This window comes from Pseudomonas sp. B21-019 (genome assembly GCF_024749225.1).
Classification (GTDB): Bacteria; Pseudomonadota; Gammaproteobacteria; order Pseudomonadales; family Pseudomonadaceae; genus Aquipseudomonas.
Genome location: NZ_CP087193.1, coordinates 3,833,690 through 3,860,266 on the forward strand (window position 1 = coordinate 3,833,690; position 26,577 = coordinate 3,860,266).

The 26,577-nt window shown below is 57.7% G+C and carries 30 protein-coding genes and 1 pseudogene; 20 read left to right on the plus strand and 11 right to left on the minus strand.

Going from position 1 to position 26,577, the window contains the following annotated elements; genetic code table 11:
• Window positions 1-25 precede the first annotated feature (25 nt).
• Window positions 26-337 (plus strand): hypothetical protein, encoded by a 312-nt coding sequence (locus LOY36_RS17045; protein WP_081628191.1) that lies wholly within the window; start codon window positions 26-28, stop codon window positions 335-337.
• On the opposite strand, the gene LOY36_RS17050 is transcribed toward LOY36_RS17045, so the two are convergent.
• The 3 genes from LOY36_RS17050 to LOY36_RS17060 form a co-directional block, all read right to left on the minus strand.
• The gene (locus LOY36_RS17050; protein ID WP_258669046.1) at window positions 326-904 is read right to left on the minus strand and encodes a hypothetical protein; all 579 of its coding nucleotides are present in this window, start codon (window positions 902-904) and stop codon (window positions 326-328) included. The genes LOY36_RS17045 and LOY36_RS17050 overlap by 12 nt on opposite strands.
• A gap of 272 nt (window positions 905-1,176) precedes the next feature.
• Window positions 1,177-1,806, minus strand: coding sequence for a hypothetical protein (locus tag LOY36_RS17055; RefSeq protein WP_258669048.1), 630 nt, complete (start codon window positions 1,804-1,806; stop codon window positions 1,177-1,179).
• A gap of 268 nt (window positions 1,807-2,074) precedes the next feature.
• Window positions 2,075-3,355, minus strand: coding sequence for an HAD family hydrolase (locus tag LOY36_RS17060; RefSeq protein WP_258669050.1), 1,281 nt, complete (start codon window positions 3,353-3,355; stop codon window positions 2,075-2,077).
• A 270-nt stretch (window positions 3,356-3,625) separates the two neighbouring features.
• On the opposite strand from LOY36_RS17060, the gene LOY36_RS17065 reads away from it, so the two are divergent.
• From LOY36_RS17065 to LOY36_RS17115, 11 genes are all read left to right on the plus strand, one after another.
• On the plus strand, window positions 3,626-4,396 hold the full coding sequence (locus LOY36_RS17065) for a DeoR/GlpR family DNA-binding transcription regulator (protein WP_258669053.1): 771 nt from the start codon (window positions 3,626-3,628) through the stop codon (window positions 4,394-4,396).
• A gap of 250 nt (window positions 4,397-4,646) precedes the next feature.
• A complete protein-coding gene (locus LOY36_RS17070; protein WP_019580195.1) occupies window positions 4,647-5,498 on the plus strand; it encodes a putative selenate ABC transporter substrate-binding protein in 852 nt (283 codons plus the stop codon).
• The gene (locus LOY36_RS17075; protein ID WP_028941348.1) at window positions 5,495-6,292 is read left to right on the plus strand and encodes a phosphonate ABC transporter ATP-binding protein; all 798 of its coding nucleotides are present in this window, start codon (window positions 5,495-5,497) and stop codon (window positions 6,290-6,292) included. The genes LOY36_RS17070 and LOY36_RS17075 overlap by 4 nt, the downstream gene beginning before the upstream one ends.
• Complete coding sequence (phnE, locus tag LOY36_RS17080; protein ID WP_019648577.1) at window positions 6,286-7,113, plus strand: phosphonate ABC transporter, permease protein PhnE; 828 nt, start codon at window positions 6,286-6,288, stop codon at window positions 7,111-7,113. Before LOY36_RS17075 ends, phnE (LOY36_RS17080) begins: the two co-directional genes overlap by 7 nt.
• Window positions 7,110-7,877, plus strand: a complete 768-nt coding sequence (gene phnE / locus LOY36_RS17085; RefSeq protein ID WP_258669057.1) for a phosphonate ABC transporter, permease protein PhnE — start codon at window positions 7,110-7,112, stop codon at window positions 7,875-7,877. The genes phnE (LOY36_RS17080) and phnE (LOY36_RS17085) overlap by 4 nt, the downstream gene beginning before the upstream one ends.
• A gap of 51 nt (window positions 7,878-7,928) precedes the next feature.
• Entirely contained in the window at window positions 7,929-8,588 is a 660-nt protein-coding gene (locus LOY36_RS17090; RefSeq protein WP_258669060.1) for an aspartate/glutamate racemase family protein, read from the plus strand.
• A gap of 429 nt (window positions 8,589-9,017) precedes the next feature.
• Window positions 9,018-9,800, plus strand: coding sequence for a transporter substrate-binding domain-containing protein (locus LOY36_RS17095; RefSeq protein WP_258669063.1), 783 nt, complete (start codon window positions 9,018-9,020; stop codon window positions 9,798-9,800).
• 55 nt (window positions 9,801-9,855) lie between these two features.
• Window positions 9,856-10,584, plus strand: a complete 729-nt coding sequence (locus tag LOY36_RS17100; protein WP_258669065.1) for an ABC transporter permease — start codon at window positions 9,856-9,858, stop codon at window positions 10,582-10,584.
• Window positions 10,581-11,291, plus strand: coding sequence for an ABC transporter permease (locus LOY36_RS17105; RefSeq protein WP_258669067.1), 711 nt, complete (start codon window positions 10,581-10,583; stop codon window positions 11,289-11,291). The genes LOY36_RS17100 and LOY36_RS17105 overlap by 4 nt, the downstream gene beginning before the upstream one ends.
• Before the next feature lie 16 nt (window positions 11,292-11,307).
• Complete coding sequence (locus LOY36_RS17110; RefSeq protein ID WP_019580188.1) at window positions 11,308-12,072, plus strand: ABC transporter ATP-binding protein; 765 nt, start codon at window positions 11,308-11,310, stop codon at window positions 12,070-12,072.
• Between the two features lie 125 nt (window positions 12,073-12,197).
• A complete protein-coding gene (locus tag LOY36_RS17115) occupies window positions 12,198-12,938 on the plus strand; it encodes a Mut7-C ubiquitin/RNAse domain-containing protein (RefSeq protein WP_258669069.1) in 741 nt (246 codons plus the stop codon).
• A gap of 88 nt (window positions 12,939-13,026) precedes the next feature.
• On the opposite strand, the gene LOY36_RS17120 is transcribed toward LOY36_RS17115, so the two are convergent.
• Window positions 13,027-14,553, minus strand: coding sequence for an MFS transporter (locus LOY36_RS17120; protein WP_064618602.1), 1,527 nt, complete (start codon window positions 14,551-14,553; stop codon window positions 13,027-13,029).
• A gap of 193 nt (window positions 14,554-14,746) precedes the next feature.
• On the opposite strand from LOY36_RS17120, the gene LOY36_RS17125 reads away from it, so the two are divergent.
• The 3 genes and pseudogenes from LOY36_RS17125 to LOY36_RS28985 form a co-directional block, all read left to right on the plus strand.
• Complete coding sequence (locus tag LOY36_RS17125) at window positions 14,747-15,607, plus strand: LysR family transcriptional regulator (RefSeq protein ID WP_258669072.1); 861 nt, start codon at window positions 14,747-14,749, stop codon at window positions 15,605-15,607.
• Between the two features lie 97 nt (window positions 15,608-15,704).
• Complete coding sequence (locus tag LOY36_RS17130; protein WP_258669074.1) at window positions 15,705-16,319, plus strand: LysE family translocator; 615 nt, start codon at window positions 15,705-15,707, stop codon at window positions 16,317-16,319.
• A 16-nt stretch (window positions 16,320-16,335) separates the two neighbouring features.
• Window positions 16,336-16,425, plus strand: a pseudogene (locus LOY36_RS28985) (twitching motility protein PilT); the annotation flags it as partial.
• A 121-nt stretch (window positions 16,426-16,546) separates the two neighbouring features.
• Here LOY36_RS28985 and LOY36_RS17135 read toward each other — a convergent pair.
• On the minus strand, window positions 16,547-16,864 hold the full coding sequence (locus LOY36_RS17135) for a hypothetical protein (protein ID WP_009048737.1): 318 nt from the start codon (window positions 16,862-16,864) through the stop codon (window positions 16,547-16,549).
• A 129-nt stretch (window positions 16,865-16,993) separates the two neighbouring features.
• A complete protein-coding gene (locus LOY36_RS17140) occupies window positions 16,994-17,878 on the minus strand; it encodes a LysR family transcriptional regulator (RefSeq protein ID WP_258669087.1) in 885 nt (294 codons plus the stop codon).
• 114 nt (window positions 17,879-17,992) lie between these two features.
• Here LOY36_RS17140 and argC point away from each other — a divergent pair, with 114 nt between their 5' ends.
• Complete coding sequence (gene argC, locus LOY36_RS17145; protein ID WP_258669094.1) at window positions 17,993-18,922, plus strand: N-acetyl-gamma-glutamyl-phosphate reductase; 930 nt, start codon at window positions 17,993-17,995, stop codon at window positions 18,920-18,922.
• Between the two features lie 123 nt (window positions 18,923-19,045).
• Here the strand turns inward: argC and LOY36_RS17150 are convergent, their stop codons facing one another.
• Complete coding sequence (locus tag LOY36_RS17150) at window positions 19,046-19,837, minus strand: response regulator transcription factor (RefSeq protein ID WP_258669097.1); 792 nt, start codon at window positions 19,835-19,837, stop codon at window positions 19,046-19,048.
• 138 nt (window positions 19,838-19,975) lie between these two features.
• On the opposite strand from LOY36_RS17150, the gene LOY36_RS17155 reads away from it, so the two are divergent.
• Window positions 19,976-21,079: a polyamine ABC transporter substrate-binding protein gene (locus LOY36_RS17155; protein ID WP_258669100.1), complete on the plus strand. Its 1,104-nt coding sequence runs from the start codon at window positions 19,976-19,978 to the stop codon at window positions 21,077-21,079.
• Window positions 21,080-21,324: 245 nt separating this feature from the next.
• Complete coding sequence (gene tssI, locus LOY36_RS17160; RefSeq protein ID WP_258669103.1) at window positions 21,325-22,620, plus strand: type VI secretion system tip protein TssI/VgrG; 1,296 nt, start codon at window positions 21,325-21,327, stop codon at window positions 22,618-22,620.
• 45 nt (window positions 22,621-22,665) lie between these two features.
• Here the strand turns inward: tssI and LOY36_RS17165 are convergent, their stop codons facing one another.
• Window positions 22,666-23,373, minus strand: coding sequence for a tRNA (adenine(22)-N(1))-methyltransferase TrmK (locus LOY36_RS17165; RefSeq protein ID WP_309475215.1), 708 nt, complete (start codon window positions 23,371-23,373; stop codon window positions 22,666-22,668).
• A 181-nt stretch (window positions 23,374-23,554) separates the two neighbouring features.
• Window positions 23,555-23,911 (minus strand): VOC family protein, encoded by a 357-nt coding sequence (locus LOY36_RS17170; protein ID WP_258669108.1) that lies wholly within the window; start codon window positions 23,909-23,911, stop codon window positions 23,555-23,557.
• A gap of 140 nt (window positions 23,912-24,051) precedes the next feature.
• Here LOY36_RS17170 and LOY36_RS17175 point away from each other — a divergent pair, with 140 nt between their 5' ends.
• Together LOY36_RS17175 and LOY36_RS17180 are read left to right on the plus strand one after the other, a co-directional pair.
• A complete protein-coding gene (locus LOY36_RS17175) occupies window positions 24,052-24,504 on the plus strand; it encodes a thiol-disulfide oxidoreductase DCC family protein (protein WP_258669110.1) in 453 nt (150 codons plus the stop codon).
• Window positions 24,501-24,869 carry a DoxX-like family protein gene (locus tag LOY36_RS17180; protein WP_258669112.1) on the plus strand — a complete coding sequence of 123 codons (369 nt, stop codon included), beginning with the start codon at window positions 24,501-24,503 and terminating at the stop codon, window positions 24,867-24,869. Before LOY36_RS17175 ends, LOY36_RS17180 begins: the two co-directional genes overlap by 4 nt.
• A 14-nt stretch (window positions 24,870-24,883) precedes the next feature.
• On the opposite strand, the gene LOY36_RS17185 is transcribed toward LOY36_RS17180, so the two are convergent.
• Both LOY36_RS17185 and LOY36_RS17190 read right to left on the minus strand, forming a co-directional pair.
• The gene (locus LOY36_RS17185) at window positions 24,884-25,375 is read right to left on the minus strand and encodes a DUF2269 domain-containing protein (protein ID WP_258669114.1); all 492 of its coding nucleotides are present in this window, start codon (window positions 25,373-25,375) and stop codon (window positions 24,884-24,886) included.
• Window position 25,376: 1 nt separating this feature from the next.
• Window positions 25,377-26,504, minus strand: coding sequence for a saccharopine dehydrogenase family protein (locus LOY36_RS17190; RefSeq protein WP_258669125.1), 1,128 nt, complete (start codon window positions 26,502-26,504; stop codon window positions 25,377-25,379).
• Between the last annotated feature and the right edge of the window lie 73 nt (window positions 26,505-26,577).

The following is a 26,577-nucleotide window of genomic DNA, read 5'->3' on the forward strand; positions in this document are numbered from 1 at the left end:
CCAAAAGCTACTCCCAAGAATGAGAATGACCTTGCAGAGCCTAACCCCGATACCCGCCCTCACCGCCCGCGAAGTCTGCCAACGCCTGCGAGACGCCGCCCTGGAAGTCCTCCCGTTGCGGCGCCTCCACGAACCGAGTGAACCCGGTCAGGTACAGGTCGATATCGAAGGCTGGCGTCTGACCCTCGACTTCGACGGCAACCGCTTGCACCACTGCCAACACTGCCGAAGTCCGGACGGTCGCGAAGGCACGCTCCAGGCCTGGCGTTACGGCACTGACCCGGTCAGTTTGCTGAGCACCTGGGAGTTGGCACAGGTTGAGCGACTATTGAGATAGCGACGCCCCGTCCACCGGCGAGGAGCGAGTTGGAATATTGGCCGTAACGTACTGGATCACCTCTTCAAGCGAGTCTATGTCTGGAGCATTGCTCACTAACGCTTGCGGGCAGCACCATGGGTAATCCAGATGCGATAGCCACTCCATGATGCAGTGCAGATCAGTCGCTGGCAGGGTTTTCATGTGCTCGATGGTGATAGTGAGCCTCTGGACAAGCCCCGACTCGGGGCTGAACTGCCATTCATACAGACCGCAACCGACCCGGGCGTCGCCGGAGTGCTTGTCGGACATGCCGACCAGCCATTTGCACTGAAATGTTTTGGCCTGCGGTTCAGGTGGGTGTCCCAGGCAGAAGGTATAGACGTTTTCGAAGGTCTGGCCGAACCGCCTGACCAGCACATCACCGATAGGCCCAAGGCCTTCGACGTGGGGTGGAAACGAGATGGATCCGGTGCGCACGACCATGTCCAGGATCGCGTCCGGCGCAAAGGCCTGGTCTAACAAATGTGGACGGTTGCCGTCCTTGGCTTTGATGTACTGTCGAATCGATAGTTGAGCAGTGTTCATTGTGTGTCCGTCGCATCCATACTGGGTTGAGAGCCGCCTCATGCGGGGTTCACATGACTATGACACATGAGCCCGTACGCCTTTACAAAGCACTATTTCATAAGTCCGTCACCCGCATACATCGGTTTGATTGCGGCACTGCTTGCGCAATATGCCTGGCTTATTCATCCTGCCTCTAGCTCATAGGCGGCCGTTCAAGGTGGCCATATCCGTTGTCTGACTGCCTCACTACGTGAAGCTGCCTCTGATCAGAAGCGGTATCAAAAGTGCGACTAGCAGCTAGTTATTTGACCCGCATCAATCCTGTTGATGCGCCCGTTGTCCGACCGGGTCCACAGCCAGTTATACACGTCGTATCCGCCTTCGCACTTGCCTTGCTTTCTGCCCTGGAAGTCGAAAGTCCGCCATGCGCCATTCTGATGTGAAGGCATCCCGAGCACTCTTTGAATATCTATATCTGTAGAACCTGGCCATAGGTGATTGGCAAATGACACAGGATGCAACGGTGCCGGTAACGCAGGACAGTCACTGCTCGGCTGTGCAGTCTTGAGTTTTTCGGCGACGACACTGGTCACATAGTGGCTGTCCCCGCCCATCTCGGCATTCGAGATGATCCATATCCGCACGCCGACACTTGGCTGGGTGAAGCACAACCAATACACACTTGCACCTGCATCGCCTCGATGTGCGAGGGTGCCAACGGAAGCTTCGCTCATCACCTGCGCTAGCGTTGTTTTCTCGAATTGAATGACGAACGCCCCAAGTGTAGCGCCTTGCGAAGGGGCCTCCTTCAGAGTGGCCGGCCATTCGATCACATCGAATGGGCCCATGGGCGGTGGAACAGCGGCTGTCGCGCTAAAGGCGATGCTGAACGATCCGAAAAATAGCGATGACCGATTCATTGCGCGCCTCCGTTTGACTACCAACACCTCAGATCTTAGTGAACGCGATGAATTTCTGCCCTTCGCGACCGGCTGCAAACGGCCAAAAGCGGTCCGTGGGGCGCGCCTCGTAATTCCAGGGCCACTCACAATTTTGACTCGATACGACTGACTCACTCGGGCCGGTAGTGGTATCGACTTTCCGACGCAGAATCATCATTCCCGCAGGTACAAGGCGAGTTGCACTGCGGCTCGCGGATGGCCGCCGGCCACCCGCGAGCCAGTGCCATCAAGCCAGCAGCTTAAGCTCGTCTTTACCGTACTTGAGCGATTTCTCGTCTGGAATCATCAGGCCAGTGTGCTCGTTGCGCCCCTGCAGGATGAAGCGGGCGTTCGGGGTGCCCAACTGGGTAGCGGCCTGCTGGCTGTCGGCGCCGATCTCGCCCTTCTTCATGCGGTTGACGATCACCCCCACCGCCGTATCGTTGAAGTCGCGCAACATCCAGGCATCGCCATCGCTGTCGCCAGCCACCAACACCGGGCCATAGCCCTTCTGTTTAACCAGCACGTTCTTGATGCCGACGGTCTTGCCCGGCCCGTAGTTGAAGTGCCAGTCCGGCTGATAACGAGTGGTGTACTTGCCGCCTTCCATCGCCATGCGCAGGCCGATCACGTTCTCAGGCGGCACGCCGTATCCGTAATGAGGATTGCCCGCGAACACGCGTACCACATCGTCGATCGAGGCGGTGCTGACATAGACGTCGATGCCGTTGGCGCGCAGCGTGTGCATCAGGCCGCGGATTTCCTCATGGATGCGGATGCCATGAAAGTGCGTATCCGCCACCACCCCGGCCTTGCCCGGCAACGTGCGTGAGCTCTCGTACTTGACCTTGCGCAGCGCGTCGCCGATGGCGTAGTTGTTGGAAGCCTCGGCCATCGCCTGCAACTCAGCCGTGGTCATGTTCTTGTAGAAATACAGAATCCACTTATAGCCGATCTCCACCGGGTAACTGTCGCAGATCGCGTCGTACATAAAGTAGAGCTTGGCGAGAAAATCCTTGTACTGCTCGCTGGCCTGAATCTCTTCCAGGCTCTTGTCGCCGGCGAGTCCCTTGTAGTTGGCGTGCAACCAGCGGTAATCCGCTTCCACGTCGCTGGCGATGTCTTCCATCTTGACCGGCTTGCCGTCCACCGTGGTGTAGTCCTTCATGAACGCGCCGTTCGGCACGTCCTGACGCACCACCTCAGCGAACTCATCGGGCGTCAGCTTGTACTGCAGATGATTGATCTGGTAGACCAGCAGCGCTTCTTCACAGTCGTTCATGATGCAGGTGTTGTCCCAGTCGAACACCGCGTACGGGCGCTGGTCAGGGCGGTAGGACGCGCTCTTGACGCCGTGCTCATCGATCACCGCCTGCAGACGCTTTTGGTTGAGCGGCGACCAGCGCGCCGGGTCCAGCGCACTTGGTGTGGCCGGGGGCGTGGCGGCTTGCGTTATGCGGGATGACAACAACAGCGGACTGACAACGGAAACGGTGGCGAGGGTGTTCAGAAACTGGCGACGCTGCATGGCATAGCTCCTACTTCTAGATGAGAGGTTGCAACCGAGGCGATGGCGAAAGCGAAAGCGTGTTTCGAAATGCGGACGAGGGGAAGAAACCGCCCGGCCACGAGGCTAGCTCCAAATACACAAAAAAACAATAATGCCTTAACATCGCACAAATATGACGCGCAGGCTGCGCCAGCCCAATGATCATGAGGCCGCGCCAAACTTGACAGCGACTGACGCCCCTCCACAATGCGTGCTCGGACAGCGACTCGAACAGCAGGGACACCCGGTATGTGGCAAGAAGAGCGTTACCAGCGGATCCGAGCACTACTATCGACTTTGCAGCGCGTCACCACCGACCGCATCGTCACGGAGCTGAACGTTTCACGCGAGACGGTGCGACGCGACCTGGTCGCTCTGGAAGAACAGGGGGAGTTGAAGCGGATACACGGCGGCGCCATCCGCGTTGAGGACGAAGCGCCCATCGCCGAGCGGGCGAACATCAACGTCAAATTCAAGCGTGACCTCGCGCGCGCAGCGGTCAGTCTGCTGTCGCACGGACAGACTGTGTTTATCGACGCGGGCACCACCACCGTCATCCTCGCCGAAGAGCTGGCCAAGCTGGGAGGGCTGACCGTGATCACCAACTCGTTCAACGTGGCGCTGCAATTGCGTAATCCCGCTGTGCCAGGCGGCCAGCACAACGAGGTGATCGTACTGGGCGGTTCGCTCGCCGACCGTGCTCCCGCTACGGTTGGCGGCACCACGGTGGCGGAAATTGGCCGCTATCGGGCCGACCTCGCGCTGTTATCGCCCGTCGGCATCGACGCCCAGCGCGGTGCCAGCAACTACGACCACCGCGAAGCCGAAGTGGCGCGCGCCATGGCCGACAATGCCGAAGGCGTGGTCATCCTCGCCGACTACAGCAAGATCGGCGTGGAGAGCCGCGTCGCTTTCTGCCCGCCAGAACGCATCGACGTGCTTATCACCAACCACAAGGCCAGTACCGAAGCGGCGTTCGCCGCACTGAACGCCAAGCTCAAACGTATTGTCCTGGCGTAGCAGTGGCTCGGCGGTTGCAACAGGCATTGACGCAGCGTGATGCTCTAGTGCGTCGACCGGTTGAATCCACAGCCGATTCGGGATCCTGCCAACGTCCGCGATGGGCCGTATGCCGCCCTTCGCAATAAACAGCAATAGCCCAAAAGCAGTCAATTTCGCTCCATTTCGGCTACCCTCACAAAGCGCCACGCAGCAATCACCTTGTGCCAGGCGCCTCGACATTCTTCCGTAAATGCACCGGAGATCTTCCATGCTCAAGCGTACCCTGGCACTGGCCGTCGGCTTGTCCTTGTCTTTTTGCACCCTGCTGGCGCAAGCCGCCGAGACCCTGAAAGTCAGCGCGATTCCCGATGAGGCCCCTACCGAACTGCTGCGCAAGTTCAAGCCGCTTGGCGCCTATCTGGAACAACAATTAGGCATGAAGGTCGAGTTCGTACCTGTCAGCGACTATCCGGCGGTGGTCGAGGCGCTGGCTACCGATCGCATCGATCTGGCCTGGCTAGGCGGCTTCACGTTCGTGCAGGCACGCCTGAAAACCGGCAATGCCATTCCGTTGGTGCAGCGCGAACAGGACGCCCAATTCACCAGCAAATTCATCACCGCCGACCCAGCCGTCAAGTCCCTCGCCGATCTCAAGGGCAAGACCTTTGCCTTCGGCTCGGTGTCCTCCACTTCCGGCAGTCTGATGCCGCGCTATTTCATGCTCAAGGAAGGCATCAAGCCGGAAACGTACTTTAGCCGCGTGGGCTACTCCGGCGCCCATGACGCCACCGTTGCCTGGGTCCAGGCCGGCAAGGTCGACGCCGGGGTGCTCAACGCCAGCGTGTGGGAAAAACTTGTCGCTGCCGGCAAGGTCGATACCACCAAGGTCAAAGTGTTTTCGACCACCCCAGCGTACTTCGACTACAACTGGACGGTGCGCGGAACCCTCGACCCGGCACTGGCAGCCAAGATAAAGGCAGCCTTCCTTGCACTCGATCCGGCGAACCCGAAAGACAAGGAGATTCTGGACCTGCAGGCCGCCAGCCGCTTCATCGAAACCAAGCCTGAGAACTACAAGGGTATCGAGGAAGCCGCACGCGCCGCCGAACTGCTCAAATGACATTGCATCTGACCCAGGTCAGCCTTACCCACGCCAACGGTGTCCAGGCGCTGCGTGGCGTGGATCTGCACATCGGTGCACGCGAACAGGTCGCGATCATCGGCCCGTCCGGCGCGGGTAAGTCGAGCCTGCTCAACCTGCTGGCCACCGCCCTGCGACCGGGCAACGGCGAGCTGCAGGTGCTCGGCGAGCGTGTCTGGCAGCTTTCTGCCCGTCAACGCCAGCGGCTGCGCGCGCGCATCGGCCTTATCCATCAGGCGCCTCCCCTGCCCCCGCGCCAACGCGTGGTCACCGCGGTGCTGGCCGGCAAGCTGGGTCAGTGGGGTCTGGGCAAGAGCCTGCTGAACCTGCTGCATCCGCTGGATGTTCCGGGCGCACGCGCGGCATTGGCCAGGCTGGATCTGAGTGACAAGTTGTTCGCGCATTGCCAGCAACTGTCCGGTGGACAGCTACAGCGCGTAGGCATTGCCCGCGTGTTATATCAAGCGCCCGAGGTGTTGCTGGCCGATGAGCCGGTATCGGCCATGGACCCGGTGTTGGCCCAGCACACGCTTTCGGTGCTGTGCCGCCATGCCCGGGAGCAGAACGTCACCCTGGTCGCCAGCCTGCACGCGGTGGACCTCGCCCTGGCGCACTTTTCGCGCATCATCGGCTTGCGTGATGGACAGATCCTGTTCGACCTTGCGGCCAGCGCCGTCGATCGCGAGCTGCTCGACAAGCTCTACGCCAATGAGCAGTTGCAATCCTCGCCGATTCCTCCGGCTCCCTTGAGTGTGCAGATCCCCCGATGCTGACGTCTGACACCCGCGATCCGGCCGCCCTGCCCCGTCTGCTGCTCACCCTGCTGGCCCTTGCCTTGCTGTGGCCCGGCATCCGCTTCAGCGAGTTGGACCTCCGTGTACTGGCGGCGAGTGATAGTCAGAGCGAGATGGGCCGGTTTGTATCCGCCTTCTGGCCACCGGCCCATGGCGACGAGTTCATCCAGTTGTTGTTGCAGGCCACCCTGCAGACCCTGGCCATCGCCACGGCCGGCATGGCCCTGGCGTTGCTGTTGGCTGTTCCCGCCGGCCTGCTCGCCAGTCGTGCTCTGTCGCTGTCTGCCGCCTCCCGCGCTGGCCACCCGAGCTATTGGGGCCAACTGCTGCGTTGGCCCATACGCGGTTTACTGATCTTCCTGCGCAGCGTGCCGGAAATCGTCTGGGCCTTGCTGTTCGTGCGCGCCGTCGGCCTCGGCCCGACTGCCGGAGTACTGGCCATTGCCATCACCTACAGCGGCATGTTGGGCAAGGTCTACGCGGAAATTTTCGAGTCGGTCGACCAGCGCCCGGTACACGCGCTACTGCAGTCCGGCAGTGGACGGCTTGCTGCCTTTTGCTACGGAATCCTGCCCAATGTCGCTGCGGAACTGCTGTCGTACACGGTGTACCGCTGGGAATGCGCAATCCGCGCCTCGGTGGTGATGGGCTTCGTCGGTGCCGGCGGCCTGGGCCAGCAAATGGATTTGTCGTTGCGTATGTTCGCCGGCGGTGAAGTGGCCAGTCTGTTACTGACGTTCCTCGTCCTGGTGCTGCTCGCCGATCAACTCAGCCGCCTGCTGCGCTGGAGGCTGACATGAATCGCCTGTTCAACCTGGCACTGCTTCTGTGCATCGGCGCAGCGGTCATCGCCTCGTTCAACTACCTGGGCATCGACCTCGGAGAGCTCGGCGGCGCCGGCAACCTGAAGCAGATGGGCGCTTATGCCCAGCGTTTTCTCAGCCCGGACCTGAGCTCGAGCCATCTACAAGCCATCGGCCACGGCGCCCTGGAAACCCTGGCCATGTCGGCCCTTGGCACCCTGCTCGCGGCGGTGTTCGGCCTGTTATTGGCATTGCCCGCAGCCGGGCGCTACGGCTGGCCTTTGCAGAGCGCGTCACGCCTGGTGCTCAACGCCTTGCGCGCGGTGCCGGAACTGGTATGGGCCGCACTGATGGTCCTGGCCGCCGGGCTCGGCCCCAACGCCGGCACCCTGGCCTTGGCCCTGCACACCACCGGCGTGCTCGGCCGGTTGTTCGCCGAAGCACTGGAAAACACCCCTCCGGAACCGGCCGACGCGATCCGCCTGCAGGGCGCCAATGCCGTATGGGCTTTCTGTTACGGCACCCTGCCCAACCTGTTGCCACAGCTACTGGCGTACATCCTGTACCGCTGGGAAAACAACATCCGCATGGCCAGTGTGCTCGGCTTCGTCGGCGCCGGTGGTTTGGGGCAAATGCTCTATGTCAGCCTCAGCCTGTTTCAGGAAGCTCAAGCCAGCACGGTTATCCTGGCGATGTTGTTACTGGTATTGGCTGTCGATACATTGAGCAGCTGGAGCCGTCAGCGTTGGGTCAAGGCCTGAGTGTTTTCGCGGAACGGATATATCTGCCCCCCTACAGCCCTGGGAAACGTCATGCCTGCACCGCTCATCTATTTGATCCATGCCACGCCTCTGTCCATCGCGCCGATAACCGAGGCCTTCTCTCGGCTTTGGCCTGAGGCCAGATTGGCGAATCTGCTGGAAGACTCTCTTTCCCGCGATCTGGCAGACGCCGGTGAACTCACTCCGGCGATGAGCCAACGGTTTTTGAAGCTCGCCACTTATGCCGCTGAGTCAGGCGCAGATGCCATTTTGTTTACCTGCTCGGCATTCGGCGATGCCATTGATTTGTGTAAACGCTCCCTGAGTATCCCGATCCTCAAACCGAACGAAGCCATGATCGAGGAGGCCATTCAACGAAGCCGGAAAATCTCCATCCTGTCGACATTCCCTCTGGCAATCACTTCCATGACCGAGGAGTTTCAAAGCTTCGCGCGGCAACAAGGCGTAGCGAGCGAACTCTCTGCACATGTCTGCCCTGAGGCATTCGACGAATTGCGCAAGGGTAACGCCGATCGTCATGACCAATTGATTACGGATATGGCTCGTACGGTCACAAACGGCGAACTGCTGTGCTTCGCGCAATTTTCCATGGCCCGTGCTGCGCAACAGGCAAGTCAGGCAAGCGGCCTCCCCGTTCTGACCACGCCCGACAGTGCCATCTTGAAACTTCGTAGCCTTCTGGAAGCGTGATGCTTGTGCAAAACATAAAATGAATAAATCGCCCGCGCGCCAACACGGCCGACGGGATCACCGCATCTCCCCTGCGTAACAACGAAAAATCCCGGAAACAGAAAATGTTTCCGGGATTTTTTTGTTCACATCAAGGATTGAGCCAGGAAGTCGGGACCCCTCTCACAATTTGTTACCGCATACCCCAGCCGGGCGTAAAAACTTGCTTGGGTAACAGCCTCACAGGCTGCCTCACCCCCTGCGCTCACCTGCCTGCCAAGCCCATCCCAGAGCGCTGTACGCGTTTTCTCAAACGCCCAATCGGCGAATTGGCCGGGTGATTGCATATGCTTGTCTGTACAAGTACTTGCGTGTGCATAGGACATTTCGCAACGCAGTACACGCGCTCTTGCGGCACAAGCGCTTTCGATGGTCCCTGGGAATAAAATAATGAAAAAAGCATTTCTCACTCTTTCTGCATTGGCTTTGTGTGTGGCTGCCGGTTCTGCGCTGGCCAAGGAGTACAAGGAGTTGCGCTTTGGCGTCGACCCCTCATATGCGCCGTTCGAATCCAAGGCCGCCGACGGCGGCCTGGTGGGCTTCGACATCGACCTGGGCAACGCGATCTGCGCGGAGCTGAAGGTCAAGTGCAAGTGGGTTGAAAGCGACTTCGACGGCATGATTCCCGGCCTCAAGGCCAACAAGTTCGATGGCGTGATCTCTTCCATGACCGTCACGCCGGCGCGTGAGAAAGTCATCGATTTCTCGAACGAGCTGTTCTCTGGCCCGACCGCGCTGGTATTCAAGAAAGGCGCGGCCATCGGCACCGATCCGGCCTCCCTCAAGGGCAAGAAAGTCGGTTACGAGCAAGGCACCATCCAGGAAGCCTACGCCAAGGCCGTGCTGGACAAGGCCGGGGTAGAGACACAGGCCTACGCCAACCAGGACCAGGTGTACGCTGACTTGATCTCCGGACGCCTCGATGCCTCGATCCAGGACATGCTGCAAGCCGAACTGGGCTTCCTGAAATCGCCACCAGGCGCCGACTTCCAAGTCAGCGAGCCGGTCGAAAATCCCCTGCTTCCAGCCAAGACCGCCGTGGGTCTAGTCAAAGGCAACGCCGAGCTCCAGGCCTTGCTGAACAAAGGTATCAAGGCACTGCACGACAATGGCACCTATGCGGCTGTCCAGCAGAAGCACTTTGGCGATCTGAATCTCTACAGCGGCAAATAATGACCCTGCGCCCATTTCCGGATGGGCTCTTTTTTGATTGACGTAGGGCTGCTCAATGCTAGAAAACCTATTGCAGATTCTTGGGCTGTCAGACTTTAGCCTTCAGGGTTTCGGCCCGTTGTTGCTGCAAGGCTCCTGGATGACTGTCAAATTATCCTTTCTGTGCTTGCTGGTGAGCGTTGGCCTGGGCCTGATCGGCGCCAGCGCCAAGCTTTCGAAATCGGCACTGCTGCGCGTCCCTGCGCAGGCCTACACCACGCTGATTCGCGGGGTGCCGGACCTGGTGCTGATGCTGTTGATCTTCTACAGCCTGCAAACCTGGCTGTCCTTGTTTACCGACTTCATGGAATGGGAATACATCGAGATCAACCCCTTTAGCGCCGGGGTCATTACTCTGGGTTTCATCTACGGGGCTTATTTCACCGAAACCTTCCGTGGCGCCATCCTTGCCGTACCGCGAGGTCAGATGGAAGCGGCTACCGCCTACGGCCTGACCCGCGCTCAGCGCTTTCGCCTGGTGGTGTTCCCGCAAATGATGCGTTTTGCCCTGCCGGGCATCGGTAATAACTGGATGGTGATCCTCAAGGCCACCGCGCTGGTGTCGATCATCGGCCTGGCCGATCTGGTCAAGGTGGCCCAGGACGCGGGCAAGAGCACCTATCAGCTGTTCTTCTTCCTGATTCTGGCCGCCTTGATCTATCTGGTGATCACCACCGTTTCGAACTACGTCTTGCGCCGGATGGAAAACTTCTACGCCGCAGGCACCCGGGAGGCCGTTCGATGATCGAGCTACTGCAGGAATACTGGAAACCTTTTCTGTTCCAGGACGGTAATCACATCACCGGACTGGCCATGACCCTCTGGCTGCTCAGTGCTTCGATCTTCATCGGTTTTGTGATGTCGATCCCGCTGTCGATCGCCCGGGTCTCAAGCAATGTCTGGGTGCGCTGGCCGGTGCAGTTCTACACCTACCTGTTTCGCGGTACGCCGCTCTATATTCAGCTGCTGATCTGTTACACCGGCATTTACAGCCTGGCCGCGGTGCGGGCTCAGCCAGTACTGGATGCGTTCTTTCGCGATGCGATGAACTGCACCATCCTCGCCTTCGCCCTGAACACCTGCGCCTACACCACGGAGATCTTCGCCGGGGCGATTCGCAGCATGAACCACGGTGAAGTCGAAGCGGCCAAAGCCTACGGGCTGACCGGCTGGAAGCTGTACACCTACGTGATCATGCCGTCCGCCCTGCGTCGCTCGCTGCCTTACTACAGCAACGAAGTGATTCTGATGCTGCACTCGACCACCGTGGCCTTCACCGCGACCATCCCGGACATCCTGAAAGTCGCGCGGGACGCCAACTCGGCGACCTTCCTGACCTTCCAGTCGTTCGGCCTCGCCGCGTTGATCTACCTGGCAGTCACTTTCTCCCTGGTCGGTCTGTTCCGCCTGGCTGAACGCCGTTGGTTGTCCTTCCTCGGCCCGGCTCACTAATTCAGGATGCTTGTTCATGTACAAACTGACCGTTGAAAACCTGCACAAAAGTTACGGCAACCATGAAGTCCTCAAGGGCGTTTCGCTGAACGCCAAGACCGGCGATGTGATCAGCCTGATCGGCGCCAGTGGTTCGGGCAAGAGCACCTTTCTACGTTGCATCAACTTCCTGGAAACACCCAACGACGGTGCCATGAGTCTGGACAACCAGCCGATTCGAATGGTCCATGACCGCCACGGCATGCGCGTGGCCGACGCCAACGAACTGCAACGCATCCGCACTCGCCTGGCGATGGTGTTCCAGCACTTCAATCTGTGGAGCCACATGACGGTGCTGGAAAACATCACCATGGCTCCACGCCGGGTGCTGGGTGTCAGCAAGAAGGACGCAGAGGATCGCGCCCGGCGCTACCTGGACAAGGTCGGTTTGCCGGCACGGGTTGCTGATCAATACCCGGCGTTTCTCTCGGGTGGTCAGCAGCAACGGGTTGCCATTGCCCGTGCCCTGAGCATGGAACCGGAAATCATGCTGTTCGACGAGCCGACGTCGGCCCTGGACCCGGAGTTGGTGGGCGAAGTGCTCAAGGTGATCCAGGGTCTGGCCGAAGAAGGCCGCACCATGATCATGGTGACCCACGAAATGAGCTTTGCGCGCAAAGTGTCGAACCAGGTGCTGTTCCTGCACCAGGGGCGGGTCGAAGAGCAAGGTGCGCCCGAGGACGTATTGGGCAACCCCAAGAGCGAGCGCCTGCAGCAATTCCTCAGCGGCAACCTGAAGTAACCGGAGCGCCTTCGAGCGATCGCAGGGTCGCTCGAAGGCGCTGGCTCAACCTGATAGTCCATCCCTCCTGCCCTCTGCCGAGCAGCTGGACTCATTCTTCCTGCAGCCCTGCCATACTGTTCAGCATGACCCGTGCAACTTTCCGCTTCTACGAGGAGCTCAACGATTTCCTGCCGGCCGAGCGACGGCGGCAGTCCTTCACTTGCGAGTGCGCGCGAGGGGCGACGGTCAAGCACATGATCGAGGCGCTCGGGATACCGCACACCGAAGTCGAGATGGTGCTGCTCAACGGCGAGTCGGTGGGCTTCGAGCGGGTGATCTTCGACGGTGACCGGTTGGCGGTGTATCCCAAGTTCGAAACGCTGGACATCAGTCCGTTGCTCAAGGTTCGTGCACAACCTTTACGGGTGCTGCGCTTCGTTGCTGATGCGCACCTTGGCGGGCTGGCCAGCCTGCTGCGCATGAGCGGCTTCGACACCCTCTACGACAATGGCTTCGACGATGCCGAGATCGCCGAAATCGCCGCGCAGCAAGGACGCATCGTGCTAACCCGCGACCGCGAACTGCTCAAGCGGCGGATCATCAGCCACGGCTGTTACGTGCATGCCCTGAAACCGTCGCTGCAGCTGCGCGAATTGTACGAGCGCCTCGACCTGGCGCGTAGCGCACGGCCATTCAGCCTGTGCCTCCATTGCAACCTGCCGCTGCACGAGATCAGCCCGGAACTGGCCCGGCCGCAAGTGCCGCCACGCGTTGGCGTCCTCTATTCGCACTTCCTGCGCTGCGATGCCTGCCAACGGATTTACTGGGAGGGCTCGCACTGGCGCGGCATGTGTGCGCTGTTGGCACCTCTACTGGACCGATAGTCGAGCGCATCGGCTCGGTTGCATGGTCAGGGACAACTGGCTTTTGCATCAGATGGATAACGGCCAGAAGCAGTCCTTCGAATGACAGTCAGCGCTGAGAATGAACGGCTTTGCTCGAACGAAAGACCAGGTAACTTGCCACCACCAGCACCCATGCAGCAATACCGCCATACAGCATCACCCAGCCAAACCCATGCGCCAAAGCTGCGTTGGCGACATCGACCGGAATCGTGATCCCTTGGCCAGTCGGCACCAACACGGCAGAGTTGCCGGCCGAAATATTCTCCGCCAGCCATCTCAGTTGCCCATCATCGGGCGAGCCAGACAACTGGTTGCGCAGGGAAGACAGGATACCTTCCACCAAGATGAATCCCATCAGCGCGATATTGATTGCAAGGCTGATCATGCGAGCGCTGATATCGATGCCCGATGCCATGCCGGCACGTTCACTGGGCACCGATCCGGTGGTGGTATTGGTCACAGGTGTATTGGTCAGCCCCAGTCCGATTCCGGCGATCAGACAGCCTGGAAGCATCGTCAGCCAGCTGGCGTGCGCGACACTGCTGCCCCATTTCATCAGCAGGAACCCCAATCCTATGGTGAACAAACCTGCGGGAATCACCACGTCAGGTCGATAGCGCAGCGCCAGCCGTTCACCTAACGGGGGAACAACCAGCGTCGGCAGCGTATAGGCCAGCAGTGCCAGACCGGTGCCGACACTGGCGTAGCCCAGGCTATTTTGAAAGTACAGCGGCAGGTAAATCATGAACGGCCAGAAGCTGAAGTTCATGCCTGCCGACCCTAGCAAGGCACCCGAGAAGCGACGGATGCGCAATACCGAGAAGTCGAACATCGGATCGACATAGCGTCGCTGCGCAACGACAAAGACGATAAAGCTGAGCATTGCCACAACCAGACAAGTGATGGCCGAACCGCTGGAGAAACCCTCCCCCGCGCCCTGGGTGATGAACCAGGAAAGGCCAAACACTGCCAGTGACAGCGAAATAATGCCCAACACATCCAGCCTGCGACGCTGCGGATCACGTGACTCATCGACACCGGCGATCACCAGCACCAGCGCGAGCACGGCAATGGGCGCATGCACCAGAAACACCCATTCCCAACTCGACAACGCCACGATAACGGCGCCGATTATCGGGCCAAACCCCAAACCGATACCGAACACGATTCCCCAGGCACTGAACGCTTTTCCGCGCGCAACTCCCGACTGGAACCGGTGAGACAGCACGGCCACCTGACAGATCAGCATGGCACCACCGGACATACCTTGCAGGAAACGGTTTGCGATCAACACACTGGCGCTTTGTGCCCATCCACAGCCCAGTGAGGTAATGCCGAAAAGCACCAGGCTGATGACAAACACTCGCTTGCGCCCATACCGATCCGCCAATGTGCCGGTGGCCATCAGCACCGTGGTGCAGGCGATGGTGTAGGCATTCATGATCCACTGCATATCTTTGAAATCGCTGTGCAGAACCGATTCAAGAGTCGGCAGGATTGCCGGCACGCTCGAGATTTCCAAGCCGAACATCAGCGACGCCAGGCACACGGCGGCGATGGTGAAAATATCCTTTTGCGAAGAAGAGAACTGCATCGTGATCTTCCAGATCAAGTTGATGGGCACTGGCAAGACCGCTCTGAACGCCGTCAGGAGTAGAGACGCGATAGCCTCGCCAGCGTCACCCGGCACAAGTCCAAGTGACCGGCCGCATTCTGGAAGCAATTAAAAAATGACAGAAATGATTTAATTTCGTAGGTTTTATTAATATTCGTCATGAGTTGACTTAATGGACTTCGACCCAGCTCTGTTGCGTGCTTTTTTCGCGATCAAGGACACCGGTAGTTTCACTCGTGCCGCAGAGCGGCTGCATTTGAGCCAGTCAGCGATCAGTCATCAGATCCGGCGTTTGGAAGAACAGGTCGGTACCACGCTATTGGTACGCACTACCCGACGTTTGACACTGACGGAAGATGGTGAAGATTTTCTGCGCCATGCCGAACAAATCCTCAGAGCACAAGACGCCCTCTCCCGACGTTTCGAAGCGTCGTCGGTATTCGGGGCCGTGCGCTTCGGTGTGCCAGAAAACTTTATCGGCGACGGCCTGCCGCCGTTACTGACTCGGTTCGCCAGACAATTTCCCGCCGTACGCCTGGATGTAACCGTCGGCACCTACCTCGATCTGCGCGCACTGGTTGATGCCGACGGGCTCGATCTGGCCGTGGTCATGGCATTGCCGGGCAGCCAGGCCGGCGGTACCGTGCTGCGCGAAACCCGGTTTGTCTGGGCCGCTGCGCAGAATTTCGAATTTACCGGCGATGCCCCTTTGCCACTGGCGTTTGCCCCAGCACCCTGCTTGCACCGCCAGGTGGCCGTAGATGCGTTGGAGAGTTCCACCGTAGATTGGCGGGTCGCCTTTACCTCTCCAAGTCAACAAGGACTGAGAGCGGCGGTATTGGCGGGACTTGCCGTCACCGCTCTACCGCTGGGCGATCTAGAGCCTGGCATGGTGGTCATTGACGGCCAACATGGCCTGCCACCGCTGCTGGATGCTGATTTCAGACTGATATGGAGTGTCACGGGAAAGACGCCCGCGGCCAATGCATTTGGACAACTGCTGGTGGAGATGTCTGAGTTGCCATCGATCTAGAACAAACTGACTACCATTGGCATTTCAGGTAAGTGCCCTGCTCTTAGAACACTCATTTGCGTAATGAACACCGTCCACAGGACTCGCGAGGAAACACATGATTGATGGTTCCGCCGTTTTGACGGTCTTTTTGGTCTACCTGGCCGGTGTCGTTATCCCTGGGCCAAATTTCGTTGCAGTGGTCCATAAAGCGGTAGCTGCTACACGGTCAGAAGCTCTGGCCTTGGTAGCAGGCATCGTACTGGTCAATTTGTTCTGGTCCACCTGTGCAATTGCAGGTCTCGGGGTTGTATTTGCTGCGCTCCCTTGGGCTGCGCTTGTTGTAAAAGTTCTGGGCGCCGCCTACCTGATGTGGTTCGGATTCCGACTGCTGATCAACGCGGGGAAGAATGCGCTTGGCCCGCTAAATGATTCCGTCGCCGGTAGTTGCCGGCAGTCCTTCATTCAGGGGGTGGTTACCAACATCGGCAACCCCAAGTCCATGGCCTTCTATGCCGCTGTTTTTTCAGCAGCAGCCCCCGCCCACGTTTCACCAGGCACGTTTTTGTCGATGCTGGCAGTTGTCGTGGTGATTTCAATGACCTGGTATGGAATGGTTGCAATCACTCTTTCGCAACCCAAGATTGCGTCCGCGTATCAAGGGAGGAAAAAAGCTATCGATCGACTGTGCGGCGGTTTGATTTTGTCTCTGGGGGTCCGCCAGTTGGTTTAGCAATCCCACGATTGATTCGCACTTCCTGCGCTGCGACGCCCGCCAACGGATTTACTGGGAGGTTCGCACTGGCGCGGCACTGCTGGCACCTCTGCAGGACCGATAGCCGGCTGCGTTGTCAGGGAAAACTGGCTTTTGCATCAGGTAGATAACGGCCAAAAGCAGCCATTCGGCTAGATACTTTCGACCCTTTCCGGTTCCTCGTGTCTGCGAGCTAACGCCATTTCTTAGCGTCCGAGTGAGGGCGGCCCATAGAGCTCAGTTTCCCAGTCTTCAAGAGGTGGCGTTACTTTGAAAGATGGGTCGCAGTATGACCTTAAGTAGTCAGTCGCTCTCCTTTGGGCGTAGGTGAAATTGAGCACGTTGCCTTCACTGTCCATCTCTATCACGTTCGCGAATATCGCGAAAACCATCTCAATTGCACTCGGCTCAGAGCCATAAATGTCGAGGTACTCAACGTTTTCAAGCATGTAATGGCTTCCACTTGCCATGAAGTATGCAAACGTTCGGAGTGCTCCACTGAAATCATTACTTAGCTTCTTCATGTACATTTTCTTTTAGTAAAAATTTTGGATTTAACTGCTTCATAATCAAGCATCTGCTTTTTTGCCGTTTTATTGCGGTCGAGACAGGCCGGAACCGGCCAGAAGCTGTCCCTCCTCTGACAAAATCCCCTACCCCGCACTCAATTCCCACAGCACATCCAGCACATGTTGCGTAGGCCGTTCGATGTCTCGACTACGGTGGGCAATACCCAGTTGCCGCCACAATAAGGGCTTTAATGGCCGCATGACGATCCTGGTATCGGGCAATGGCGTGGAGGCTTCATGCGGCAACAACGTCGCACCATAGCCAGCCGCCACCAGGCTTTTGATCGCATCGTTGTAGTTCAGTTGAATACGCGGCGCAGGCTGCGGCCCACCACTGGCGAACCACTCCGCAGTCAAACGCGAAAGACGAGTGGTGTTGTCATTCAGAATCAATGGCTGAGTGGACAGCCAGTCGGGGGTCACAACCTCCGGGGATTCCCAGCGAGCCGGCAGGAAGGCCATAACCGGGTCCCGTCGCCATGGCTCGATCCGCAAGCCCTTCACCGGGGACTGCGGCAGCGCGACCAAACCGATCTCCAAAGCGCCCTCGGCAAGCTTCTTCAAAGTCTCCTGCGACGTGAGCACCGCGACCTGCACATCGATAGCGGGATGGCGTTGGCTCAACGTCTCCAAAGCGTGCGGCATCAACTGTGCGATGGCCCCCGTGGAGGCGCCTAGCCGCACACGCCCGGCTAATCCCTGTACCTGACGTTCCACGTTCTCAAGCGCTTGCTCCGCATCCGCCAACAGGCGCCGCGCACGTTCCACCAGTGTGTTCCCAATCGCCGAAGGCTGAACGCGCCCACGCGTGCGCGACAACAGCTTGCCGCCCACGCGCGCCTCCAGGTCGGCGATATGCAAACTGACCGTGGGCGGCGCCAAGTGCAGCACACGGGCCGCCTCGGCAAACGAACCCAGGTCGGCAATCGCCACCAGCGTGCGCAGACGGTCCAGGCTGATTTCGCGCATGAGTGACTCCTCGTTCAGAAAAACTGAATTTCATCGTTTATAAATTCAACTTTTCCTATCTTAGCGCCTCACTGAAGATTGGAACTCCTGATTTCCAACGTCCGAGAGCATTCCATGGCAAGTCCCCTTGTATTCATCGATGGCGACCAAGGCACCACCGGGTTGCAAATCCATCAACGCCTACCCAACCGGAGCGATCTGCGGCTTATCACGCTCAGCCGCGAATATCGCAAGGATCCGCAACGTCGCGCCGAAGCCATCAATAACTGCGACATCGCGATTCTCTGCTTGCCCGACCAAGCCGCGCGCGACGCAGTAGCGACCATTGAAAACCCCGCCGTTCGGGTGATCGATGCGAGTTCGGCGCACCGCACCCATCCAGACTGGACCTATGGTTTCGCGCAGATGAATCCGCAGCAGAGCCAACGCATCGCCGCCGCACGACGGGTCAGCAATCCCGGTTGCTATCCAACGGGGGCGATAGGGTTGCTGCGCCCTTTACTGGAGGCCGGATTACTGCCCAAGGATTACCCGATGAACATTCATGCCGTGTCGGGTTATTCCGGGAAAGGACGTGTCGGGGTGGAAGAGCATGAGGGAGAAGGCGCAGCACAGGCGTCGGCGTTTCAGGTCTATGGGCTGGGGCTGGCACACAAACATATTCCGGAGATTCAGCAGCAAAGCGGTCTGACGGAGCCGCCGATGTTTGTGCCGGCCTATGGCGCTTTTCGGCAGGGGATCGTACTGACCATCCCCTTGCAAACCCGGTTGTTGGCGCCAGGTGTGAGTGCGGTGCAGTTGCATGCGTGTCTGATGCGGCACTACGTCGATGCGAGCCATGTACAGGTGATGTCGATGCAGGAGGCTAAAGGGTTGACGTACCTTGATCCTCAAGCACTTAACGGGACTGATGATTTGCGATTGTCAGTGTTTGAGAATGATGAGACGGGGCAGGTTTTGTTGGCTGCGGTATTTGACAATCTTGGGAAGGGAGCCGCTGGAGCAGCAGTGCAGAATCTGGATCTGATGCTTGCAGGAACATGACTCCGATTACCCGCGCGAATTAGCGTGATGCCCTCATCCCGAGCCAGGATTAGAGGTCAGGCCAGGTTCGCACCTGAAGCCGTGAGCCCATTTAACGGTAATACCCAGACTAAAACACCGACTTCAACTTGTAGAGAAAACATCTTGTTTTGGCATAAAAAATCGAGCAAACAGCTCGGACTGCGACTTGATATTTAATTTTGCATAAATGTTACGGCGATGAACCTTTATCGTTTCCACCGAGAGGGAAAGCTTTCCGGCTATCTCTTTATTAGAGAAGCCACTGAGCAACAATCTGAGCACATCGCTTTCGCGCGCTGTTATTTGCGTGCCAAGCTGGGTAATCGTTTCTGGCCATAGAGGTGGTTCAGTGAGATTTTTCTCTACATCAATTTCAAAACACATGCGCTGATGCATTAATGCAGTCACCCACGGCTTGATAATATCAAGCATCGTTATTTGCTCTTGATTAAAACGGACTTTGCTACCCACGGAAATGCATAACGTTCTATCGGCGTCGAGCTGAACGTTGTACTGAGCCTCATCCACAGAGATATATTGTGCAAAATATTGATGATAATACTCAGTTTCAAGAAAGTATTCCGGCGCAATATCCAGCAAATGAAAGAAACCGCTCTGGGGGTTTTCTCGATTAGCTATATAAAATGGATCCAGCAGGTAAAGCCCCTTCACATAGCGATGAATGAACGCGTCTACCTCTTCGACATCCGCGACCTCAGGAAGACTTACAACTTGCACTTGTTGATTGCTAAAGATCAATACAACCCAATTATCGATTTGCACGTATTCGTTTAATATACGAACAAGCGAACTCCAGAATTCTGGACGGTTCAACTGCATGATCAGCTTCCCAATCGATCGGTGCCAAGCCAGGCTATGAAGGTCGAACGGCATTTTCTACCCCTTTAGGGTTAGGGATTCGTAGGTCAGAGATAAGTATTCGTAGGTATTTACTATTCGGTAACGCCCGGTATATTCGCTAGCAGGACTTACGATGGCCATGAGGGCACATCGTCTTGACAAGGATGTTGCATGAGAAAATCACGTTTGCGAACCCTTTTTTCGGCCTCGCTTCTCTGTGCTGGGATGAGCACATCAGTGGGGGCTGTAGAGCCTGGGGTGTATCTATACAACTGGTTCGGGCTTCTCGCACCGGAGACCCCAAAGGAGTTTGAGCAGGCAACCGGCACCAGAGTGCATATGGATGCTTTCGACAGCGCCGAAATCATGCAGAGCAAGGTAATGGCTGGGCGCACGGGGTATGACGTGGTTGTGGCCACCTCCAATGTGTTGCCAAGCCTGATCCAGGCGGGAGTACTTCAGCCGCTGGATCGTAATCAACTGAGTAATTTGTCCCATATCGATCCTGATATCTTGTCCCAGGTCGCGGTCAATGATCCTGGTAATCGCTACGCCGTGCCCTATCTATGGGGCACTACCGGCATTGGCTATGACGTTGACAAAGTCAAAGCGGCATTGGGTGATAATGCTCCGGTGAATAGCTGGGATTTGATCTTCAAAGAAGAAAACATCAGCAAGCTCCAGTCGTGTGGTGTGGCAATGCTTGACTCTCCAAGTGAGATCATTTCGATTGCTTTGCATTACCTTGGGCTCCCCAGCAACAGCAGGAACCCGGATGATTACCAGAAAGCTCAAGCCCTACTGTTAAAAATCCGTCCCTACGTCCTCTATTTCGACTCCTCCCGAATTGACGCTGACCTGGCTGACGGCAATATTTGTGCAGTCGTGGGATGGGCTAATGGTGCCCTTGCTGCGCAGGCCATAAACGAGAAGACCAACACTGGACGCAAGATTACCTACAGCCTTCCTCGCGAAGGAGCGCTGGTCTGGTCGGAAAATCTGGTTCTTCTAAAAGACGCGCCCCACCCAAAGGAAGGCATGGCGTTTATTAATTACATGTTGCGGCCAGAAATTATTGCCAAGACCTCAAACCACACTCTCTACCCTAACGCTAACAAAGATGCCGCTGAGTTTGTCGAACAGAAGTTGCGAGACAACCCCTGGATTTATCCAGACAAAAAGACTGTTGCCACACTTATCCCACTTGAGCCATTGCCATTGAAGCTGGAGCGAATCCGCACACGGATTTGGACCAAAGTGAAGAGTGGTGTGTAATCTGACTTGATTTGTCACCTGTTGCTCCATGCATGTCTTTGTTTTATACGCGGACATGCTGTGAGCAGCAGGCTGAGGCTAATTATGTCCGGAAAGTAAGACGCAAACGCCGATATACAGGGGCGCCAAATTAGTGGGTTAGTGCCTGTTATAGGCTCTTGCCCTGAGCTGGGCTTACCCGGCTTCCTGACATTGACATCTGCGACAGCGCCGATTCAACACCTTATGCAAGAAGAGAACAGTGGATGTTCAGCCCAGCCAATCAGACGCCTTTCAGTTTGACCATCGACGGTTTTGCGCACGATTTTCAAGTACTCGCATTCACCGGAGATGAGGCGATCAGCAGGCCTTACCTCTTCAACGTGGAGCTTGTTAGCGAGCGGTCTGACCTGGATCTCGAAAGCCTCTTCGACGTAGAGGCTTTTCTGACCTTCGACACGAAGGGCAACGGCATCCACGGACGGGTTTATCACATCGCCCAAAGCGGTAAGGATCAGCGTTTGACACGCTACAATCTGGCCCTCGTACCGCACCTGTCCTACTTGCGCCACCGCATCAACCAGAGGATCTATCAACAGTTCTCGGTGCCGAAAATCGTCGCCTTGATACTGGAAGAACACGGGATTGTGGGTGAGGCTTATCGGTTTCATCTGGGGTCGACCTACCCCGAGCGTGACTACTGTACCCAGTACGATGAAACGGATTTGCACTTTATTCAGCGCTTGTGCGAAGAAGAAGGTATCCACTTCCACTTCCAACACAGCGCCCAAGGCCACGTGCTGGTCTTTGGCGATGATCAGGCAGTTTTTCCCAGGATTGGGCAACCCACTGCTTATGGACAAGAGAGCGATAGAGTGGCCAACGAGCCACTGATCAAGCGCTTCAACCTACGCCTGGGGAGAAACGAGCAACAGCCAGGCATGGAAAACGATAACAAGCTGAAGCCTTTCACAAGCCATGAGCACGGCAAGCAGATAAGTCTGCGTGCTATGGAGCGCCGCCACGCGGCTTATCGTCAAGCTGAAGGGCAAGGTGACCAGACCCGGTTAGTCAGTGGCCATGTTCTGAAGATCTCTGGCCACCCGCGCCAGGAATGGAACGACCTATGGTTACTGACTCAGGTCATCCACGAAGGCAAGCAACCACAGGTATTGAGCGAGAACGTCGCCAGTGGCAGCACAGACAACGAGGATGACTTTCATCAGGGTTACCGCAACCGCTTTATCGTTCTTCCGTGGGAGGTGTCCTATCGTCCGCCTTTGGCTCACAAGAAACCTCAGGCACCAAGCAACCACACCGCTGTGGTCATCGCTCTGGAAGACGAGGAGATCCAGGGTGATAGGCGCCTCGGAAGGGTCAAGGTCAAGTTCCCCTGGGACCGCGAAGGTAGATTTGACGACAAGAGTTGTTGTTGGCTGAGGGGGACCTCCAATTGGAGTTGTGAAATGACGCCCCCCCGAACGGGCATGGAAGTCATGGTTACATTTCTCGAAAACGACCCCGACCAACCGCTGATCAGCGGTTGCCTGTGCTGCCGCTAACCGCAAACCCTATAAGGGCAGCAACAGTCAGGTTGAAATAATTACTTAGTCAAGGGCACAAGCCAGCAGGTCGGTGATCCACCGGGCCTGCCGGGCGACGTCCTGCACCTTCTCCTCGGGCACGGCCTGCCGCGCCTTGGCGAAGTTGCTCAGGGTCCGCTGCTTCTCGCGCAACAGGCGCTGCCACTTGATCAGGAATGCCGAGCTGCGTGCCCGCATCTGCAGCGGACCGAAATACAGCTCCTCGGCGGTGTACATCACCGGCCCGGTGCGCTCGGCGACGATGATTTCGTAGTCGAAGCGGTTTTCCCGCAGCACTTCCTCGCAGAGGATGCAGTAACCATTTTCCATCAGCCATTGGCGCAGTGGCTGCTCGCCGCCGTTGGGTTGAAGGATCAGCCGCTCCTGGCCGCTCAGACGTGCCTTGCCGCTGTCGAGGATGTCGCGGATCGTCTCGCCGCCCATGCCGCAGATGCTGATTGCCGTGATCCCGTCTCCCGGCTCGATTGCCGTCAGGCCATTGGCCAGGCGCACGGTGATCCACTGGTCCAGGTCGTTCTCGCGCACGGTGCGTTCGGCCGAGCGAAATGGCGTCAATGCCAGCTCTCCGGCCACCGCCGCCACGATGGCGCCACGGCGCATCAATGCCACAGGCAGGTAGCCGTGATCCGAGCCGATATCGGCCAGGCGCGCACCTGCTGGCACATGTGCCGCCACGCGTTCCAGGCGCATGGACAATGTCTGTTGGTTCAACTGCTGCCCCTTTTCACCACGAGCGTCCGGCACCTTTGACCGGATCGGCCCGCGATTCTGGCGAGCAACGCTGTGCATTTCAAATTTATGCGACCAGGGTCATGGCTCGACCCGCACCTACCGCTTGAGTATCGGCCCAAAGCGACCCCTGGTAATGGACCGCTTTGGGCCGACCTGAGCCCTACTGCTGAGTTGTCCAAACGGCCAGTTCATAGCCATCCGGATCAATGAAGTGGAATCTGCTTCCACCAGGGAACGAGAATATTTCGCGGGTGATAACAGCGCCCAAGGCTCTGAGGCGTTGCTGCGCCTCATCGAGATCATCCGAATACAAAATGATCAAAGGGCCACCAGGTCGAACCGGCTCTCCCGTAGTGAAGCCACCGGTAAGGCGGCCATCACTGAATTCCGTATAGGTCGGGCCGTAGTCGATGAATGTCCAGCCGAACGCACTGCCGTAGAAAGCTTTGCTGCGGGCAATGTCGTCAACATTAAATTCAATATTGTCGATCTGCCGGTCTTTACCACGCACACTCATGGATGCCTCCTTGGCTGATTTCAAAGGAACAATGATATTGCAGCTGTCGGCAAGGAGCAGCCCCCTTCGGCGAAATGCAGACTTTAACGCTGGCACGCGGTTATGATCCGGGATAATCAGGTTCCCTTGGATCCACGCTTATGCCCACCTCGAAAATCCGCCCCTCACCCGCGCCGCTGCTCAAACCAGGAGAGACGGTGGTCTTGTTCGACGGTGTCTGCAAGCTGTGCAATGGTTGGGCGAGGTTCTTGATTCGCCATGACCGCCAGCAGCGCGTGCGGTTAGCGGCGGTTCAGTCCCCCGAGGGACAAGTCCTGCTCGCGTGGGCAGGTTTACCCGTGGATCAATTCGACACCATGGCGGTGATCCGCGACCGACACTACTGGGAGCGTTCGGATGCATTTTTCGAAGTCATCGCCCAGTTACCCGCACTCTGGCGCCCAGTGAACCTGTTGCGCATCTTCCCTCGCATGCTTCGAGATTGGGCATACGACCGCATTGCGCTTAATCGTTATCGGCTCTTCGGGAAATACGACACGTGCCTGTTGCCGGATCCTGATCATGAACAGCGCTTTTTGAAAGCGCCCCTATGAACACCCTCACACGTATTAACTGGATCGCCCGTGGGGGGCTGGCGTTCATGTTTGGCTACCACGGTCTGATTCCCAAGTTGCTGTGGCTGAGCCCTGGCGAGCGAACAATGATCCAGTCTCACGGGATCACTCAGGTTGAGCTGTTCGCCAATATTGCCGGGGTCGCAGAAATTGCGCTGGCCTTATGGATACTGATCGCGCCGCGCAGTGCCTGGCCTCTTGCCGTCGCCGCGACGGCGCTGTTTGGCCTGCTGCTGGATGTAGCAATTTTCAATCCATCAATGCTCAAGGAGGCCTTCAATCCAGTCTCGTTGAATGTGGCGGGACTTACCCTGTGCGCAGTGGCCTGGAACACCAAGACTTGAGCCAGCCGATCCTGCTATCCCAATAGCCCAACCAGTTGCACCGGCGTCATCTTCGTCACCATCATCAGCACAATCACAAACATCCCGACAAATCCGACTACCCCCATCCACCACCATTTTTTGTACACGGATCGGTATTCATCATCGAGTCCGCTTCCGGCCTCAACTGCGCACGACGCCATCAGGTACAGCCGCTTCTGCAACACCAGTACCGGCAGCCAAAGCGAACCCACGCAGAAGAAGATAATCAACGAAGTCAGCACCCACTCCGTGGTCATGGGAAGTCCGGCGAGCCTCATCAGCAGGTAACCCGTGATGATCTGTACAAAGCCTGCCGGCGTGGTAATCCAGGTGTCGAAGCGCACGACCATTCGGGCCACATGCGCGATCACTTGAGGGTTGGCCGTGCGGCTGGCGGCGATCAGGTAGAGGTAGGAGCCCATGCCGAATCCGAACAGGAAAATCGCGGCAATGACGTGGAGGTACTTCAAGCACAGATAGAGCATGTCAGCGGGGCCCGCCAGAGAACTGCACGGACAGGCTCAAATTGTCCGGATCGTTGATCGCTGCCATGTAATCATCGACGGTAATTTCGCCCACGCAAGCCCTGGCACCGGGTTGCGGCACATACCCCTGGGCCATTTTTGCGGCCAAGGCTACAGATGCGCAGCTTGGGATTTGCGGCCCCTTGTCATTCATGGCCGTCAGTTGCACCGTCATGGCCAGCGGTTTCCCGTCAACTCCCCTGCCCTGAACGTCGATGTACATCGCGCTTTTGCCATCGCCGAAACGTTCAAACCGGGTCCCCAGCCGATGCAGTCTGGCGGCCCAAAGGGCATGGTCGCGAACCAGCCCGATCTTCAACGCCTGAGCCAGCAGATAGTTGGCGACACCACCCAGCTTCAAGCCCGCGCCGGCCTTGAAGCTCAGGGTTTGCGCGCCATAGCGGCTGGCGAAAATATCCATGTCCGGCACATCAACGTTGGCCAGCACGCGAGTGCCCAGACGCGGCATCTTGCGCAGCGTCAGATCCTGCCAACCCGACACTTCATGCACCTTGCCATTCTTGAGTTGCCTGATCGGTTTACCTGCGTAGGCGAGTACGCCTTCGACAGTCGACAATCCCGGCATCTTCGCCGAAGAGGAAATGCCATGCTCGATCGAGTCGATACGACTGAAGCGATAGCGCTGCTGATCGATGATGGCTGACGATAGCGTCGGCACCGAACTGCAGCCACTGAGGATCGCCACTCCTGCCTGTTTCGCCAAGGCATCGAGTACGCCAACGCCGTTGACGAAGGTTCGGCAGTCAGACAGGTCGCAGTAGTTCACGCCAGCCTCGATGCAGCTCTCGGCGACCGCATAGGATTGCCCCTGAAACGGGCCGCCGGTATGGATAACCAACTGGATGTCCATCGAGCGCAAAACGGATTTGAACTCAGTGCCCATGGCATTGCCGCACCAACTTTCGGCGACAGTGCCCGATTGGCTCTTCAACTCATCGACTTTGCGCTGCAACTTGTGTGGATCGCGGCCCGAGATCACCAGTTCCACATCTGGCATCACCGCCAAATGCCTGCAAACGATGCTACCGAAGTTTCCGTAGCCACCGACCACCATCACCCTGAACACCATTCAACTCTTCCCTAACTGACAGGCTGCTTTCAGCCAATAATGACTGCTTTATGCCTGTTATGTCAGGCGGCTT

What these genes read in the sequence shown, in the direction of transcription:
- LOY36_RS17055 (WP_258669048.1), bottom strand. Translation starts at nt 1,806, where the DNA reads ATGAATCGGTCATCGCTATTTTTCGGATCGTTCAGCATCGCCTTTAGC.
- LOY36_RS17140 (WP_258669087.1), bottom strand. Translation starts at nt 17,878, where the DNA reads ATGCGCGAAATCAGCCTGGACCGTCTGCGCACGCTGGTGGCGATTGCC.
- LOY36_RS17065 (WP_258669053.1), top strand. Translation starts at nt 3,626, where the DNA reads ATGTGGCAAGAAGAGCGTTACCAGCGGATCCGAGCACTACTATCGACT.
- LOY36_RS17050 (WP_258669046.1), bottom strand. Translation starts at nt 904, where the DNA reads ATGAACACTGCTCAACTATCGATTCGACAGTACATCAAAGCCAAGGAC.
- argC (WP_258669094.1), top strand. Translation starts at nt 17,993, where the DNA reads ATGGCAAGTCCCCTTGTATTCATCGATGGCGACCAAGGCACCACCGGG.
- LOY36_RS17185 (WP_258669114.1), bottom strand. Translation starts at nt 25,375, where the DNA reads ATGCTCTATCTGTGCTTGAAGTACCTCCACGTCATTGCCGCGATTTTC.
- LOY36_RS17170 (WP_258669108.1), bottom strand. Translation starts at nt 23,911, where the DNA reads ATGAGTGTGCGTGGTAAAGACCGGCAGATCGACAATATTGAATTTAAT.
- LOY36_RS17155 (WP_258669100.1), top strand. Translation starts at nt 19,976, where the DNA reads ATGAGAAAATCACGTTTGCGAACCCTTTTTTCGGCCTCGCTTCTCTGT.
- phnE (WP_019648577.1), top strand. Translation starts at nt 6,286, where the DNA reads ATGCTGACGTCTGACACCCGCGATCCGGCCGCCCTGCCCCGTCTGCTG.
- tssI (WP_258669103.1), top strand. Translation starts at nt 21,325, where the DNA reads ATGTTCAGCCCAGCCAATCAGACGCCTTTCAGTTTGACCATCGACGGT.
- LOY36_RS17090 (WP_258669060.1), top strand. Translation starts at nt 7,929, where the DNA reads ATGCCTGCACCGCTCATCTATTTGATCCATGCCACGCCTCTGTCCATC.
- LOY36_RS17045 (WP_081628191.1), top strand. Translation starts at nt 26, where the DNA reads ATGACCTTGCAGAGCCTAACCCCGATACCCGCCCTCACCGCCCGCGAA.
- LOY36_RS17135 (WP_009048737.1), bottom strand. Translation starts at nt 16,864, where the DNA reads ATGAAGAAGCTAAGTAATGATTTCAGTGGAGCACTCCGAACGTTTGCA.
- phnE (WP_258669057.1), top strand. Translation starts at nt 7,110, where the DNA reads ATGAATCGCCTGTTCAACCTGGCACTGCTTCTGTGCATCGGCGCAGCG.
- LOY36_RS17180 (WP_258669112.1), top strand. Translation starts at nt 24,501, where the DNA reads ATGAACACCCTCACACGTATTAACTGGATCGCCCGTGGGGGGCTGGCG.
- LOY36_RS17130 (WP_258669074.1), top strand. Translation starts at nt 15,705, where the DNA reads ATGATTGATGGTTCCGCCGTTTTGACGGTCTTTTTGGTCTACCTGGCC.
- LOY36_RS17175 (WP_258669110.1), top strand. Translation starts at nt 24,052, where the DNA reads ATGCCCACCTCGAAAATCCGCCCCTCACCCGCGCCGCTGCTCAAACCA.
- LOY36_RS17100 (WP_258669065.1), top strand. Translation starts at nt 9,856, where the DNA reads ATGCTAGAAAACCTATTGCAGATTCTTGGGCTGTCAGACTTTAGCCTT.
- LOY36_RS17105 (WP_258669067.1), top strand. Translation starts at nt 10,581, where the DNA reads ATGATCGAGCTACTGCAGGAATACTGGAAACCTTTTCTGTTCCAGGAC.
- LOY36_RS17150 (WP_258669097.1), bottom strand. Translation starts at nt 19,837, where the DNA reads ATGCCGTTCGACCTTCATAGCCTGGCTTGGCACCGATCGATTGGGAAG.
- LOY36_RS17060 (WP_258669050.1), bottom strand. Translation starts at nt 3,355, where the DNA reads ATGCAGCGTCGCCAGTTTCTGAACACCCTCGCCACCGTTTCCGTTGTC.
- LOY36_RS17125 (WP_258669072.1), top strand. Translation starts at nt 14,747, where the DNA reads ATGGACTTCGACCCAGCTCTGTTGCGTGCTTTTTTCGCGATCAAGGAC.
- LOY36_RS17070 (WP_019580195.1), top strand. Translation starts at nt 4,647, where the DNA reads ATGCTCAAGCGTACCCTGGCACTGGCCGTCGGCTTGTCCTTGTCTTTT.
- LOY36_RS17190 (WP_258669125.1), bottom strand. Translation starts at nt 26,504, where the DNA reads ATGGTGTTCAGGGTGATGGTGGTCGGTGGCTACGGAAACTTCGGTAGC.
- LOY36_RS17110 (WP_019580188.1), top strand. Translation starts at nt 11,308, where the DNA reads ATGTACAAACTGACCGTTGAAAACCTGCACAAAAGTTACGGCAACCAT.
- LOY36_RS17095 (WP_258669063.1), top strand. Translation starts at nt 9,018, where the DNA reads ATGAAAAAAGCATTTCTCACTCTTTCTGCATTGGCTTTGTGTGTGGCT.
- LOY36_RS17120 (WP_064618602.1), bottom strand. Translation starts at nt 14,553, where the DNA reads ATGCAGTTCTCTTCTTCGCAAAAGGATATTTTCACCATCGCCGCCGTG.
- LOY36_RS17075 (WP_028941348.1), top strand. Translation starts at nt 5,495, where the DNA reads ATGACATTGCATCTGACCCAGGTCAGCCTTACCCACGCCAACGGTGTC.
- LOY36_RS17115 (WP_258669069.1), top strand. Translation starts at nt 12,198, where the DNA reads ATGACCCGTGCAACTTTCCGCTTCTACGAGGAGCTCAACGATTTCCTG.